Source organism: Sorangium sp. So ce1504 (assembly GCF_051521635.1).
Lineage (GTDB): Bacteria > Myxococcota_A > Polyangia > Polyangiales > Polyangiaceae > Sorangium > Sorangium cellulosum_B.
The window spans coordinates 9,831,712-9,846,833 of the sequence record NZ_CP150365.1; the positions used below are offsets into that span (position 1 = coordinate 9,831,712).

Consider the following 15,122-nt stretch of genomic DNA (forward strand, 5'->3'; position numbering starts at 1 on the left):
CGCTGCGGCGGAGCGGCGGAACGCGAGGCGCGCCCCTGCGCGGCCCCTGCCGAGAGCGGCGTGGTGACGAGCGAGCGGTGGTCCCGCGCGCGTTGCCGCCGTGCTAGCGTCTCCGCGACATGGGTAACCCCCTGTGGGCGCCCTGGCGCATCGAGTACATCCTTGCGCCGAAGGGCCAGGCCGACTGCATCTTCTGCGGCATCCCCCGCGCATCCGAGCAAGAACAGCGCGACCGGCTGGTCGTGGCGACGACCCGCCGTGCGTTCGTCATGCTCAACCGCTACCCGTTCGCGTCGGGCCACCTCCTCATCGTCCCGCACGCGCACGTCGCCTCGCTCGACGCGCTCGATCCGGCCGATCACGAGGCCCTCTTCCGCCTCGTGCGCGAGTCGACGACCCGCCTGCGCGCCGCGCTCAAGTGCGAGGGCATGAACGTCGGGATCAACCTTGGCACCGCGGCGGGCGCCGGCATCGCCGAGCACCTGCACGTCCACATCGTCCCGCGCTGGCCAGGCGACACCAACTTCATGCCGGTGCTCGCCGACGTCCGCGTCGTCCCGCAGGCGCTCGAGGCGACGCGTGACCACCTGCTCGGCTTCTTCGCCGACCTCCCTGCGCCGCTCGTCGACGAGGGCACCCACGGCCGGGCCGCGCGCGGCGAGGCGCTGTGAGCGAAGGCCCCTCGCAGCGCACCGTGTTCCTGACGGTCAGCGCCGTCCTCACGGCGGCGCTGCTCATCGTCTCCCACGCGGTGCTGCTCCCGTTCGTGCTCGCGCTCGTGGTCGCTTACGTGCTCACGCCGGCGGTCCTCCGGCTCGAGCGCGCGCGCGTCCCGCGGTGGGCGGCGATCCTCGTCGTCTACGCGCTCGTGCTCTCCGGGATCGCGGGCTTCTTCGCCCTCAGCGTCCCGCGCCTCATCGCCGAGGGGAAGGCGCTCACCGCCGAGGCCCCGCGCCTCGCCGCGCGCCTGCGCGAGGAGTACCTGCCCGCGCTCGACGCGCGGCTCAACCGCTGGTCGGGCCGCGAGCCCGAGGCGCCGCCGCCGGCGATCGCGCCCGCCCAGGAGCCCGATCAGGCCGCGCGGCCGCCTGACGCCATCGCGGCCCCTGGAGGAGACGAGGGCGTCGAGCGCCCGCCGATCCGCATCTTGCCCGGGCCGGACGGCTCGTTCGACGTGCAGATCGCCGACGACGTCGAGGTCCGCGAGACGCGCGACGGCGTCTGGCAGATCGCGCAGGCGCGCCCGAGGCACCGCGGGCTCTCCAGCGCGAACATGCTCCAGGAGGGCTACGAGAAGGGGGCCACCTACCTGAAGGAGAATTCGCTCGCGGTCCTCCGGATCGGGCAGGCCATCGCGACGGCCATCTCGCGCGGCATCTTCAACCTCTTCATGACGTTGATGCTCGCCGGCTACATCATCCTGACGCACGAGAAGATCCTGCGCTTCTTCCGCGAGCTCTGGCACCCGACCTCGCGCGACTCGTTCGATCGGTTCCTGCGCCGGCTCGACCGCGGGCTCTCCGGCGTCGTCCGCGGGCAGCTCCTGATCTGCCTCGTCAACGGCGTCCTCTCCGCGATCGGCTTCTGGCTCTTCGACCTCAAGTACTGGCCGATCCTCTCCGTCCTCGCGGCGGTGATGTCGCTCATCCCGATCTTCGGCTCGATCCTGAGCTCGATCCCCGCGGTCCTCATCGGCCTCACGCAGTCGTTCGGCACGGCGGTCGGCGTGCTCGCGTGGATCGTGGGCATCCACCAGCTCGAGGCGAACTTCCTGAACCCGAAGATCATCGGCGACGCGGCGAAGATCCACCCGGTCCTCGTGGTGCTCGCGCTGCTCGTCGGCGAGCACTTCTTCCAGATCACCGGCGCGCTCTTCGCGGTCCCCTGCCTCTCGCTCGCGCAGACGATCTTCCTCCACTTCCGCGAGTCGACGCTGGGCCTCGCCGATCCGACGGCCACGATCCCGCCGCAGCGCGGCGTCCCGATCATCGCCCCCGTGATCGAGCCGCTCCCGCCGCTGCGCGGCTTCGAATCCGCCCGCCCGGCCTCCACGCCGGTCCCCGCCCCCGAGCCCGAGGGCGAGCCCAGCGCCCGCGGCAACGACCCCGACACGGCCGCGAGCTAGGCCCCATCGCCCGAGCCCTCCCCCGGGCCGGTCAGCTCGTCTGTCCGCCTCCGCTGGCCGCTCCCCCGCAAGCCGGCTATGAGACCCCGCGCCCCGCGCAGGAAATCAGCTCCACGACCTCGATGAAGACCCCCGGCAAACCCACCCCGAAGAAGCAGAGCCCCAAGCAGCAGCGCGAGCAGGCCATCGCCGCCCTCCGCAGCAGCGGAAAGCCCCCCGCCGACCCGCTCTCCCAGCTGAACCCGCGCTCGCTCGCCATCCGCGTCGGCATCCCGGCGCTCATCGTCTGGGCCATCGCCCTGGCCATCCCGGGGGTCTGGCCGAAGGCGGTCGCCGGCGTCCTGACGGTCATCGTCGGCGGCGTCATCGTGTGGGCGCTGCGCTTCGCGACCCGGACGCGCGCCGTCGCGCAGATCGTGCAGACAGCCGACTCCGCCGAGGCCCGCAAGGACGCGATCGCCAAGCTCGACACGGAGTTCAAGAAGGACGACACGGCCGCGACCTTCGCGAAGGCGCAGCTCCAGATGCAGGAGGACCCGCGGACCGCGCTCCGGACGCTGGAGACCATCAACCTCGACAAGGTGATGGCCCCGATGGCCGACGAGGCGCGCGCCCAGCGCGGCATGATCCACCTCATCCTGAGCGAGACGGACGAGGCGCGGGCGCTCGTCGACAAGATCGACATGACCCGCCACAAGGAGCCGAGGATCCGCGCCATGATGGCCGCCATCGTCGGCGAGGCGTGGGCCCGGACCGGCCAGGCCGGGAAGGCGGTCGAGCTGCTCGAGACCTTCGATCCGAACGACGAGGCGTTCGCCGAGCTCAAGCCGCAGCTGCTCCGCTCGCGCGCGTTCGCCTATGCGTGGGCGAACAACACGAAGCAGATGAAGACCACGCTGCGGAGCCTGAGCGCGCTCAACCCGCAGTACCTGAGCGGCTTCGTCACGAAGAAGAAGAGCCCCATGGGCGTCCCGCCGCGCGGCGTCCATCCGATGCTCGAGAAGGAAGCGTTCGAGATGCTGATGCGCTCGGGCGCCATCCCTCGCAAGATGCAGCAGGTGCGGCGCGGCTGACGCGCGGCGCGTGGTCGACCAACGAGCGGCCGAGGCCGACCAGCGCCGCGCCTCGCCGCCGGCGCGCCGAGCCCGCCCGCCGAGAGCGGCCCCTTGACGCGCGGCGCGGCGAGCGGCTCAGATGCGCGCCCTCATGAGAGGAACCGCGCTGCTCTACAGCTCCCATAACCGCTGCAACTTCATCCACGACCACTACATCGCGCAGCGGGCGCTCTCGGGGCGGGACAACAAGCGCATCCTGTTCCTGCCGATGTCCGAGGCGCCCCGCGACGGCAACGAGCGCGAGCGGCAGGAGTTCGCGTACGGCAACTTCAGCTGGTTCTTCCGGTTCTACGAGCGCTTCGGCCTCGAGCACGTGCCGTTCTACTGGAGCAGCAACCTGCGCAGGGAGGACGTCGACGTCCTCTGGCACTACCTCGCGTCGTCCGAGGTGGTGATCCTCGGCGGCGGCTACAGCACGACAGGGCTCTGGCGCTACAAGCAGCTCGGCGCGATGTTCGACGGAGAGCCCGGCAAGTTCGGGCGCCTCCTGCACGAGCGCCGGCAGCGGGGCCTGCTCACCGTCGGGTTCTCCGCCGGGGCCGACCAGCTCTGCCAGCACCTCTTCCGCCGGGTGTGGGACAGCCCCGGCGACAACGACGCGTTCGGCCTCGCGCGCGACACGCTGGTCACGCTCCACCACGAGCCGAGCCGCAACGGCGATCTCTGGCACGCGGCGCGGCGCATGCCCCGCTGCTTCGTCTTCGGGCTCCCGAACGACTCCGGGGTCCAGGTGGACTGGGGAGTGCTCCCGTCCGGCAACATCTGGCAGGTCTACGAGCTCATCATCGACACCTCGTGGGACGATCCCTCCGACGCGCTCCACGTCAAGACGCGGCAGGGCGCGCTCATCGACCACTTCGACCACACGGGCCGCCACTGGGCCTTCCACGGCGGCGACCACATCGTGCGCGTCACGTCGCAGGACGGCCGCTTCGACCGAGCGTGGATGACGGCCGGCGGCCTTCTCCTCGACTACTGGACGCGGGAGCCTGCCCCCTACGGCTCAATCGACGACATCCTCGCGAGCCACTGATCGCGCGCCCCCTGCGCAGCCGCGCCCGCCCTGTGTGGCCGCGGTCGCGCGCTCCCAGCGTGACCGCGGACGCGCTCCGCTGCCCGCGCCCCCGGCATTGACCCGGCATTGACGCCAGGCAGGTGGCGCGGCATCGAAGAGCGCGAGGCCCGCCATGCCGCCCCGCCCCTGCGTGTTCTGCAGCATCGCCCGGGACGAAACGCCGGCCCACGTCGTGCTCGACGAGCCGGACGTCATGGCGTTCCTGGATCACCGCCCGCTCTTCCCCGGCCACTGCCTGCTCATCCCGCGCGCCCATCACGAGGTGCTCACCGACGTTCCGGCGTCGCTCGTCGGTCCGCTCTTCGCGACCGCGCAGCGCCTCGCGCGCGCCGTCGAGTCCGCGTGCTCTGCTGAGGGCTTCTTCGTCGCCATCAACAACCGCGTCAGTCAGAGCGTCCCCCACGTGCACATCCACGTGGTCCCGCGCCGTCAGAGGGACGGTCTCAAGGGCTTCTTCTGGCCTCGTTATAAATATGCGGGTGAGCACGAGATGTGCGGCCTTCGCGACGCCATCGTGACGGCATTGGCTGCGGGTTGAATTCTGTCGCTGGTACGGGTATTTGGACGTGGCGCCGTGCTGGCTCAGGCGCGAGACGTCCGTCCCAGATCGGGACATTCTGCCACACACGGTCTGCACCTCGTTGTGTCTTGCGACGAACCGAGACCGCTGCCAGGTTAGGGAATAGACAGGGCGCTTCCCTGGTTCCCGGGGCCGACAGCCTCTCACTCCTCGAACGATGCTGGCTCTCCGGTCATTTTTCCCTCGGATCGCGCTGCTCTTCATGCTGATCCTCGCCCCGGCTGCGCTGGGACGGGCGAATATCAGCATCATCGAAGCCGGCAACTCCGATGTTTCGGGATCGTTTCGTACCGGGGCCAGCGAGAACGACGCGGGGGCCCTCGAGGCCTTGCAGCCGCAGCTCCGCGACGGAGCGCATCGTTCGGTCGCCTCGCGACCGGCGCCGCGCGCGGGCGCGGCGCGGCCGCGCGCCGTTCTCGTCGCCGATCTGCGGCCTGTCCGCGTCCCGTCCCCCGTCCCCCACCCTCCCCTCCGTCGTCCTCCACCACGCTTCCTGAACTGACAGGCTAGCTCCGTGGCCGAGTCCGCTCGCGGTCCGGCTCGGAGTCGCTGGGATCGGAGGTGTTCATGACGATCGCCGCGCCGTATCGGCGCGGTCAACGAGAGGGTTTATTCCATGCAGAAGCTCGCTGACGGGTTGCACAAGTTCCATGCCGAGGTGTGCGCCACACATCAAGACCTCTTTCGCAACCTGGCGAGGGGTCAGCGGCCCGAGGCGCTGTTCATCACGTGCTCGGACAGCCGGATCAATCCGAACCTCATCACGCAGACCCAGCCCGGCGACGTCTTCATCGTACGCAACGTCGGCAACATCGTGCCGCCGTACGGCGCCAGCAACGGCAGCGAGTCCGCCGCGATCGAGTTCGCGGTCGCGCACCTCGGGATCAAGCACATCATCGTCTGCGGCCACACGCACTGCGGCGCGATGCGCGGGCTGCTCGATCTCGCGGGCCTCGACGAGCTGCCGGCGGTCAAAGGGTGGCTCCAGCACGCGGAGCTGACGCGCCGCCTGGTGCAGGAGAACTACCCGCACATCGAGGGGGAGGATCGACTGACGATCACGGTGGAGGAGAACGTGCTCGCCCAGATCGAGAACCTCCGGACGCACCCGACGATCCGCGCGCGGCTCGCGCGCGGCGATCTCTCTCTCTACGCCTGGGTCTTCAAGATCGAGACCGGACAGGTCTTTCAATTCGAAGCTTCGACCGGCCAGTTCGGGCCGATCGGTGACGCTGTGCCCCCATCGGCGCTGCCGGAGTCGACGGTCTACCGACGGGCCGTCTGAGCGCCTGTTCGTCGCCGATCCACGTCTTCACTCGAATCGAGAGGGCCCGTTCGATGCAGCTTCCGAATACCATCCATGCAGGCGCGGGGGTGAGTCCCGCCGGCGCCGTGACGCTTAGTTCCGAGAGCCCGGGTGCGAGCCGGGAGTCGCCGCCCGCGGAGAGCGCGCCGCCGCTCGACCCGCGCCTCACCGCGAACCTCAAGTACGACATCCCCGCCGGCCTCGTCGTCTTCCTCGTCGCCCTGCCGCTCTGCCTGGGCATCGCGCTCGCGTCGGGGGCCCCGCTCCTCTCCGGCATCGTGGCCGGCATCGTGGGCGGGCTCGTCATCCCGCTCGTGAGCCGCGCTCAGCTCAGCGTGAGCGGCCCGGCGGCGGGGCTCGCCGCCATCGTGCTGGCGGGCATCACCAGCCTGCAGAGCTTCCAGGCCTTCGCGATGGCCGTGGTGATCGGCGGCGTCCTTCAGCTCGGGCTCGGCGTGCTGAGGGCCGGCGCGATCAGCCATTTCTTCCCCTCCTCGGTCATCAAGGGGATGCTCGCGGCCATCGGCGTCCTGCTCATCCTGAAGCAGATCCCCCACGCCGTCGGCTTCGACAAGGACAACTTCGCCTCCGAGTCGTTCAAGGCCGACGGCGGCAACACCTTCACGATGCTCGGCCAGGCGGCGCAGGCCATCGAGTGGGGCGCGTTCCTCCTCAGCGCCGTCTGCCTCGCCATCCTGGTCGGGTGGGAGAAATCGCGCCTCGCGAAGATCTCCTGGCTCCCCGCGCCCCTCGTCGCCGTCCTCGTCGCGACGCTCGGCAACGAGCTGTTCAAGACGGCGATCCCGTCGCTCGCCCTCGAGCAGAAGCACCTCGTGACGCTGCCCACGGGCGACCTGGTCAACGCGCTCCAGCTCCCCGACTGGTCGGCGATCCTGCGGCCCGAGGTGTGGGTGCTGGGCGTTACGCTCGCGATCGTGGCCAGCCTCGAGACGCTGCTCAACCTGGAGGCCGTGGATCGGATCGATCCGTGGCACCGCAAGTCGCCGCCGAACCGGGAGCTCGTCGCGCAGGGCCTCGCCAACATGCTCTCCGGGTTCGCCGGCGGTCTCCCTGTCACGTCGGTCATCGTCCGCAGCAGCGCCAACACGAACGCCGGCGCGCGGACGCGGGTCTCCGCCTTCGCGCACGGCGCGCTCCTGCTGCTCGCGGTGGTCTTCGCGGCGGGGCTGCTCTCGCGCATCCCGCTCGCGTGCCTCGCGACGATCCTGCTCGTGACCGGCTACAAGCTGGCCAAGCCCAAGATCTTCGCCGAGATGCGCCAGCTCGGCTGGAACCACTTCATCCCGTTCGTGGTGACGATCGTGGCCATCGTGCTGACCGATCTCCTGAAGGGCATCGCCATCGGCCTCGCGGTCGGCGTCCTCTTCGTGCTGAGGACCCATATGTCCCGCGTCTTCGACGTGATCCACGAGGGGGCTCGCGTGACCATCCGGTTCAACAAGGCGGCCTACTTCTTCACCCAGGGCAACCTCGTCACGCTGCTCGAGCGACTGCCGAGCGACACCCACGTGGTCGTGGACGCCCAGGGGGTGTCGTACATCGACCACGACGTCGCGGAGCTCCTCCGGCGCTTCCAGCAGTCGGCGCATCGACGCAACATCCACGTCGAGCTCCGCGGCTTTTAGCGCGACACTCAGACACCTGCCCGTCCCCGCCCCCGCGCGACGAGCCCCCTCCCCGGGGGCCTCCCAGCGTTAACCAAGCTTCGCGCCGCGCTCTCCTACATCCGAACGTTCACGTTGGTGATCGATGGTGGGGTGAAGCGGGGCTTCGTGCCCTGAGCGTGACCGAACGAGCTCGGTTAACGCCTGGGCCCCGGGGGCACGCGAAGACAGCGGCTAATTTGGCCCGCCGAGCCGCCACGAGCGAAGCTGGTGGGATGCGCGCCGCTCTCGATTGGGCCAGGACGACGGGCGAGATTCTCACGCCACGGCTCGACGAGATCCGACGGAGACCGCTCTGCTCGCTCCAGGGCTACAGCGGGCTGCACCGATCGTGCGGAGACGTGTACTTCCCGGCGTCGGTCGAGGAGCTGAGGGTGCTGTTCCGCATGGCGAAGCGGACAGGGCGCAGAATCACGTTCCGCGCCGGAGGCCAGTCGTTCGATGGCCAGGCGCTGAACGACGACATCGTGATCTCGATGCACCACTTCCGATCCATCGAGATCGACACGCAAGGAGCGCGGATGACCGTGGGCGCCGGCGCGACCTGGGGAGCCATCGCCCGCGCGCTCGCCGTCCGCGGCTTCGTGCCCTACACGGTCGTATCGACGAGCCACGCCACCGCGGGAGGCACGGTCTCGGGGGACTGTCTCTCGCGCTTCTCGGGCATCGCCAGCAAAGAGGGACACTACGTCGAGCGGCTCTCCCTCCTCTCCCTCGACGGACAGCTGCTCTCCCTCAGCCGCGATGAGGCGACGAGCGCGCTGTTCCACGCGGTGATCGGCGGGCTCGGCTACCTCGGCGCAGTGATCGATGTCACCTACCGCGTCGCGCGCGTCGCCCCGGCAGGGACGCCGATCCGGGTCGTCACCCAGGCGACGCGCTGCGCCTCGCTCGAGGAGCTCGCGACGGCGCTCCTCCCACGCGCGGAGCAGCTCCTGCACGCCGAGGGCGGCACCGCAGACGAGGACGGGTGGATCCCGGAGGCGCTCTTCTCCATCGCCTTCCACACCCTGGAGGGGAGCAGGAGCATGGTCCTCCGGTCGCGGTACGTCCCGGGGACCTCGCACGAGCTCCGCCCGCTGCTGATCCATCGCCCCCGGCACGTGCTCCGCGTCCCGATCGAGTGGCTGATGCGCGCCTCCGTGGTGAGCCGGGGCCTCTGGACGCTCATCGACCGCTTCCTCTTCGATGTCTCACGCCCGTACGTCGATGAGCTCATGGGCTACCTGTTCTTCATGGACGGCAACGTCCGCGCGAAGCGCATCGCGCAGACCCTCGGAATGCCCATGCTCACGGTGCAGCAAGCGTTCATGATCCCCTACGACCCGGGCGCCCAGGAGGACAGCCTGCGCCGGCTCGTCGATTTCCTGGGCAAGGTGGATGAGATCGCTACCCGAGACGGCATACCGCCGCTCCTGCTCGACGTGCTCCACATCCAGGGCGACCAGTTCCTCCTCTCGGCGAACCACGGGACCGACGGGTTCGCGGTGACGCTCGCGTTCGAGGCCTCGGAGGAAGAGAGCGCCCACCGGATCGGCCTCCGCCTCAGCGAGCTCAGCGCGCGCGCGCTCGAGCTCGGCGGCCGCGTCTACCTGGTGAAGAACGTCCACGCGACAGCGGAGCACCTCCGGGCGATGTACGCGCACGCGCTCCCGGAGTTCGTCCGCCTGAAGCGGCTCGTCGATCCCGACGGGCTCCTGCGCAACGAGTTCCTCGAGCGGGTGTTCCCCGCGCACTTCGGCGCGGCGCCACGGCCCGCCGGCCCGTGAGCACGGCGCGCCGAGGGACGGACACCCTCCCTGCTTTCCGGTGATTTCAAGGCGCGAGGACGCCGCTCGGGCTCACGAGAGACGGAACTGCGAGGGCGCAGCGAGAGAGAGAAGAACGCTCTCCGCGCCCGCCTCGCCCCGGTCTTCGCCGCGCGCCGAACAACGGCCCGGACAGCGGCGGGGAATCGGTGGTTGAGATCTTGCAGCTCTCGACATGAGCGACGTGAGCACGCGTTAGGACGCGTGGCGAACGCGCAGAGGACACGCGGAGGACGCCGGGGCCATGCATGGCAGTCAACAGCGGGATCAGCCCCTCCGTGCGCGCGGCGCGTACGGGTGGGCTCGACGCCTCTCAGGGGTGCTCACGCCGCTCGTCCCGCTGGCGGTCAGCGCGTGCCGCGGCGACTGCCCGCGCGTCGAGGCCTCGCAGCAGCGCGTCGAGGCCTCGCAGCAGCGCGCCGAGGACACGCAGCAACGCGCCGGCGCGCCGGCGAGCCCGGCGGCGACCGCAAGGCCAGAGAAACGCGATAACCGGTCGAGCCGCGCGCCGACAGCCACCTCCGTCCCGGCGCCCTGGCTGCTCACCATCCAGCCGACCACGGGGGAGGGCGCGAGGATCGCGAGCATGGATATCCGCAGCTTCACGTCCCCGCTCCTGGAGCCGGGCGACGTCATCCTCGCCGTCGACGGGCGGCCGGTCCACTCGCTGGCAGGCCTCGAGGGCTACCTGCGCGCCCGCGTGCCCGGCGACATGGTGGTGCTCACCGTGCTCCGCAACGAGACCACGATCAACTATGCGATGCTCCAGGTGCCGACCGGCGACGCTCCGGCGCCCCCGTCAGCCGCGGCGACCAGGTCCAGAGGCGGCGGCTGACCGCCTCGCGTCCGCCCGCGGACCCGGCCCGGCGCGTGTTCGTCAGGGCGGCGGCGCGCGCTCGACGACGAGCGCCTCGATGCGCGCCGCGAGCGCCTCGATGTCCCCGTCCGTCGTGTGCGGGTTCATGATGACGAGGCGCAGCCACGACTCGCCGCGCAGCGTGGTTCGCGTGATGTAGAAGCTCCCCTCCTCCACGATCTGCCGCCGGACGCGATCCTGCGTCGCCGAGTCGCGGCCGATCCGGAAGCAGAGGATGTTGGCCTGCGGGGCGCCGAAGCACTCGAACGCCGGCCGGCGCGCGAGGAGGCCGTGGAAGCGCCGGGCGGCGTCGAAGAGGCGCTCGACGTGCGCGGACAGGCCGGCCTCGCCGACGAGGGCGAGGTTGAAGAACAGCTTGAGCGACAGCTGCGCCTTCGTGCACTCGAACGTGAGCTTGGACAGATCGACGCCCTGCCGCTTGTCGTCGCCGTGCAGGTACGGCGCGTACTGCTCGTAGGTGCCGGCGAGCGCGGCGGGATCCCTGACGAGGACCGCGCAGGCCAGCGTCGATGTGCCGAGCATCTTGTGCATGTCGCAGACCAGCGAGTCGGCGAGCTCGACGCCGTCGAGCAGGTCCCGGTAGCGCTCGGTGAAGCGCGCCGCCGCGCCGTGGGCGCCGTCGACGTGGAGCCAGAGCCCCTCCCGCCGGCAGAAGGCGCCGATCTCCCGCAGCGGGTCGAAGGCCCCGTTCGGCGTCGCGCCCGCGTTGGCCACCACGGCGAGCACACGCTTGCCCGCCCGCTTCACCTCCTCGTACGCCCGCGAGAGCGCCCGCGGGACGATCCGCAGCGCGTCGTCCACGGCGACCTTCACGACGGCATCGACGCCGAGGCCCATGATGGCGGCGGCGCGCGCGACCGAATAATGCGCCGCCTCCGAGGCGAGCAGGACGAGGCCGGGCGGGACGCCCGCCTTGAAGCTCCCCGGGGCGACGCGCTCCCTGCACGCGAGCAGCGCGCTCAGGTTGCCCAGGCTCCCGCCGTGGGTGATGACGCCGTCGCCCTCGGCGCCCCAGCCGATCTTGCCCCGCATCCAGCGGAGGAGCCCGCGCTCGATCGCGGTCCCGGCAGGCCCCATTTCATAGACGGCCATGCCGTTGTTCAGGACGCCGTGCACGAGGTCGGCGAGCGACGACGACAGCATCGGCACGGCCACCTGGTGACCGAAGTAGCGGGGGTGGTGCAGCCGGTTGCTGTTGTCGAGGACGGTGGCGACGAGGGCGGCGAGATCCGCGCCGCCGTGCGCGACCGTGCGATCGAAGTCGAGCGCGGCGAGGATCTCCTCGATCGATCGCTGCACCAGCACCGGCCCTTCCCGGCGCTGCGCCCTGCGCACGTGATCCGCGAGCAGCGCGCCCAGGCGGGCCGCCTCGCGCTCGAGGAAATCGGGGGAGAGCGCGGTCGTCAGCGCGTCCTTCATCGCGTTCGCGCTCCTCGCCCTCTGCCGGGCGCCTTGTCGCCGCCTCGCCGGCCGCTCAGGAACGCGAACGCCTCGTCGACCTGCTCGTCGGTCATCGCGTGCCCAGCGCGCGGCTTGCCGAGCGACCTCGATGGCCACTTCAGCCTGCGGAGCATCTTCGCGAGCGCCACCTGGTCCTTGTGCGCCGGGTCCTTCCCGCCCCAGCCGACGAACACCGGCGCGCGCAGCTTCGTCTGCGCGCCCGCTCGCTGCAGGTAGCGCGCGCCCGAGCCGCCTGCGAACGCCGCGTAGCCGTCGACCGGCAGCCGCCCGCGCATCGCCAGCGACGTCGCGTAGTACGCGCCGTTCGAGAACCCGAACACGAGCACCCGCTCGAAGCGCGCGCCCGCGCGCCGCTCGAGCTCCGCGCGCGCCGCGTCCCACTCGGCGAGCAGGGCGTCCTCGTGAGCCGTCTGCGCGGCGGAGGCGGTGGGCCAGCACCACCAGTCTTCCATCGAATTTGGACCGATACCGCGCCGGCCGCGCGGCATCATCACGGCGGCCCCGTGCCGGGCGCCGGCCCGCGCCGCGCCCCGCTGCTGCGCCCACTGCCACCCGGAATCGGGCTGGACGACGCCGTGCAGGAAGATCACGAGCACCCGCGGGCCAGGCGCCGGCCTGGCCGGCAGGAAGGCGCACACCTCACCGGGCAGCGACGCGAGCTCGGGCGCACACCAGCGCGCCGCCGCCGGGTCCTGCGGGGATGCGGCCGCGCTCGCCGCGGGCGCGGCCGCAGGGGGCGCGCTCGCCGCGGGGGCTGCTGCGGAAGGAGCGCTCGCCGCGGGCGCGGCCGCAGGGGGCGGCGAGCTGGTCCCGTCGCCGTTGGCCGAGGCGGATGCGCCCGCGGCCAGGAGCGCGGCCAGGGACAGCACCGTCACGAGCGAGCGCATGGGCGCGCAGTACCATGTCCGCGCTTCCGCCGGGAATACCCCTCACCGCCTCTCGTTTGCGTCTTTGCCCCGCGTCCTGGCGTCGAGCGCTCGCCGCCGGCGGTGGGTTCAGCGCGGGCCGCGCGGCGTCAGAGCCGCACCTCGACGCCCGCGCCGGACGCGCTCAACCACGGCGTCACGGAGCCCGCCTTGGTCGTGCTCGGCGCGCGCTCCTTCAGCAGCAGGTAGAGCCCGACGCCCACGGTCGCGACGCCGGCGACGCCGAGGACGTCGCCGGCGATCCCCTTGGCCCGCGCAGCGCCCGCGTCCGCGCCCGTGCTCGAGCGCGCATCCCCTGCCTGTTTCAGGCCCGAGAGCCCGAGGATGGCTCCGCCGGCGAAGAGCGCGCCGCCCGCGCCTAGGACGACGAGCGGGAGCGTCCGGCTCGATGATGCATCGGCAGCGCCGGCCACGGGAGGCAGACCGCCCCCGGCAGCCGAGGCTTGCCTCGTCTCGGTCGTGGCTCGCGCCAGGGCGATCGGGACCTCGACCGAGCTGCCCGCGCCGACGGTGAACCGGGCGACCGCGGCGCGGAACCCCGGAGCGCTCGCCGCAATCTCGTGAGCGCCCGGGTCCAGCTCGAGGACCTGCCCAGGGGCCGCGCTCAGCGGCCTCCCGTCCATGGTCAGCGTCAGCCCGCCGATCTCGGCGGGCCTGACGGCGATCGTCGCTCGGCCGATGCGCCCCTCGAGCGCTGCGACCGCCTCGCGCGCCGGCACGACGTAGGGAGAGGTCGTCGGCGTCGGCGGCTCGACCAGGAATGCGCGAAAGCTGGCGAGCGCCTCGACGAGGTGCCCGGTCTCCTTCTGCGCGACGCCGAGGCTGTAGCGCGTGAGGGGAGCCGCCTTGATCTGGAGCGATCGGGCATACAGCGCGCGCGCCTCCTCCCAGCGCCCCTGCTTCGCCAGCTTGGCCCCCTGGACGAACAGCACGCGCGCGGACTCCACATCGCCCGCGCCCTGCGCCGACGCGGGAAGCGTGGCTGCGGCCATGAGCAAGGCCGCGGCGAGCGCGACGCCGAGGCGCGCGGAGCGCGGTGCGGGGCGCGCGCTCATGAGCAGTCTCCTCGCCGGCACTTCGTACCAGCGGGGCATCGGTTGCCACAGGCGCCGCAATGAGCGTCGTTGTTCCACAGGTTGGTCTCGCAATGATGCGCCGCGTCCCCGTCGCAATCGGCGTAATGGCCATTGCAGGTCGTCTCGGTGTCTGCGCCGCTGCTCGCTGCAGCGCCTCCCGCGCCGCTCCAGCCGCTCGCGCCCTCGCCTCCCGCGCCGCTCCCGCCAGCGCCGCCTCCGCTGCCGTCGCCTCCGCTGCCGTCGCCTCCCGCGCCGCTCCCACCAGCGCCGCTCCCGCTGCCGTCGCCTCCCGCGCCGCTCCCACCAGCGCCGCTTCCGCTGCCGTCGCCTCCGCCGACGCTCGCGCCAGGACCGCTACCGCCGCTAGCGCCAGCGCCGCTCCCATCGCTCGCACCAGCGCCGCTTCCGCCGCCCTCGCCTCCACCGACGCTCGCGCCAGGACCGCTCCCGCTGCTGGGGTCAGGACCGCTCCCGCTGCTGGGGTCAGGGCCGCTCCCGCTGCTGGGGTCAGGGCCGCTCCCGCTGCTGGGGTCAGGGCCGCTCCCGCTGCTGGGGTCAGGGCCACTCCCGCTGCTCGGGCCAGCGCCGCTCCCGCTGCTCGCTCCAGCGCCGCTTCCGCTGCTCGCTCCAGCGCCGCTCCCGCTGCTCGCTCCAGCGCCGCTCCCGCTGCTCGCTCCAGCGCCGCTTCCGCTGCTCGCTCCAGCGCCGCTCCCGCTGCTCGCTCCAGCGCCGCTTCCGCTGCTCGCTCCAGCGCCGCTCCCGCTGCTCGCTCCAGCGCCGCTTCCGCTGCTCGCTCCAGCGCCGCTCCCGCTGCTTGTCGCGCTCTCGTCGCCACCGCTGCCCACGGTGGTCCTGCTCGTGCTCGCGCCGCTGCTCCCGATGAGATCGCCCCCGCCACGCCCGTCGCCCACCTGGTCCTCGAGCCCTCCAGCGCCCTCTGTTTCGTCGGCCTTGTCGGACAGCTCCTCGCTGATCAGAGCGGAGCAGCCTCCCGGCCCGAGCGCCGCTGCAGCGAGCGTGACCAGGAGGAGCATCAGATCGCCAGAACCACGAAGGGAGCGGTGCTTCACCCCGGGAGTGCGCATGAC

13 protein-coding genes are annotated in these 15,122 nt (G+C 71.7%); 9 read left to right on the forward strand and 4 right to left on the reverse strand.

Features of this window, described 5'->3' with window-relative positions; all coding sequences use genetic code 11:
• Positions 1-119: 119 nt before the first annotated feature.
• The 9 genes from WMF39_RS37030 (at position 120) to WMF39_RS37070 (ending at position 10,529) form a co-directional block, all read left to right on the forward strand.
• The gene (locus tag WMF39_RS37030; protein WP_437741188.1) at positions 120-671 is read left to right on the forward strand and encodes an HIT family protein; all 552 of its coding nucleotides are present in this window, start codon (positions 120-122) and stop codon (positions 669-671) included.
• The gene (locus WMF39_RS37035) at positions 668-2,125 is read left to right on the forward strand and encodes an AI-2E family transporter (RefSeq protein ID WP_437741189.1); all 1,458 of its coding nucleotides are present in this window, start codon (positions 668-670) and stop codon (positions 2,123-2,125) included. Before WMF39_RS37030 ends, WMF39_RS37035 begins: the two co-directional genes overlap by 4 nt.
• Positions 2,126-2,247: 122 nt before the next feature.
• The gene (locus WMF39_RS37040) at positions 2,248-3,198 is read left to right on the forward strand and encodes a hypothetical protein (protein WP_437741190.1); all 951 of its coding nucleotides are present in this window, start codon (positions 2,248-2,250) and stop codon (positions 3,196-3,198) included.
• Between the two features lie 133 nt (positions 3,199-3,331).
• Positions 3,332-4,273 (forward strand): hypothetical protein, encoded by a 942-nt coding sequence (locus tag WMF39_RS37045; protein ID WP_437741191.1) that lies wholly within the window; start codon positions 3,332-3,334, stop codon positions 4,271-4,273.
• 154 nt (positions 4,274-4,427) lie between these two features.
• Positions 4,428-4,853, forward strand: a complete 426-nt coding sequence (locus WMF39_RS37050) for an HIT family protein (RefSeq protein WP_437741192.1) — start codon at positions 4,428-4,430, stop codon at positions 4,851-4,853.
• Between the two features lie 658 nt (positions 4,854-5,511).
• Entirely contained in the window at positions 5,512-6,180 is a 669-nt protein-coding gene (locus WMF39_RS37055; protein WP_437741193.1) for a carbonic anhydrase, read from the forward strand.
• 107 nt (positions 6,181-6,287) lie between these two features.
• The gene (locus WMF39_RS37060) at positions 6,288-7,847 is read left to right on the forward strand and encodes a SulP family inorganic anion transporter (protein ID WP_437741194.1); all 1,560 of its coding nucleotides are present in this window, start codon (positions 6,288-6,290) and stop codon (positions 7,845-7,847) included.
• A 254-nt stretch (positions 7,848-8,101) separates the two neighbouring features.
• Positions 8,102-9,655 (forward strand): FAD-binding oxidoreductase, encoded by a 1,554-nt coding sequence (locus tag WMF39_RS37065; protein WP_437741195.1) that lies wholly within the window; start codon positions 8,102-8,104, stop codon positions 9,653-9,655.
• Positions 9,656-9,938: 283 nt separating this feature from the next.
• Positions 9,939-10,529, forward strand: coding sequence for a PDZ domain-containing protein (locus WMF39_RS37070; protein WP_437741196.1), 591 nt, complete (start codon positions 9,939-9,941; stop codon positions 10,527-10,529).
• A 42-nt stretch (positions 10,530-10,571) separates the two neighbouring features.
• Here the strand turns inward: WMF39_RS37070 and WMF39_RS37075 are convergent, their stop codons facing one another.
• The 4 genes from WMF39_RS37075 to WMF39_RS37090 form a co-directional block, all read right to left on the reverse strand.
• Complete coding sequence (locus WMF39_RS37075) at positions 10,572-11,990, reverse strand: pyridoxal phosphate-dependent decarboxylase family protein (protein ID WP_437741197.1); 1,419 nt, start codon at positions 11,988-11,990, stop codon at positions 10,572-10,574.
• Positions 11,987-12,919 carry an alpha/beta hydrolase gene (locus WMF39_RS37080; protein WP_437741198.1) on the reverse strand — a complete coding sequence of 311 codons (933 nt, stop codon included), beginning with the start codon at positions 12,917-12,919 and terminating at the stop codon, positions 11,987-11,989. Before WMF39_RS37080 ends, WMF39_RS37075 begins: the two co-directional genes overlap by 4 nt.
• 128 nt (positions 12,920-13,047) lie before the next feature.
• Positions 13,048-14,013 carry a PEGA domain-containing protein gene (locus WMF39_RS37085; RefSeq protein ID WP_437741199.1) on the reverse strand — a complete coding sequence of 322 codons (966 nt, stop codon included), beginning with the start codon at positions 14,011-14,013 and terminating at the stop codon, positions 13,048-13,050.
• Positions 14,010-15,119 (reverse strand): hypothetical protein, encoded by a 1,110-nt coding sequence (locus WMF39_RS37090; RefSeq protein ID WP_437741200.1) that lies wholly within the window; start codon positions 15,117-15,119, stop codon positions 14,010-14,012. Before WMF39_RS37090 ends, WMF39_RS37085 begins: the two co-directional genes overlap by 4 nt.
• Between the last annotated feature and the right edge of the window lie 3 nt (positions 15,120-15,122).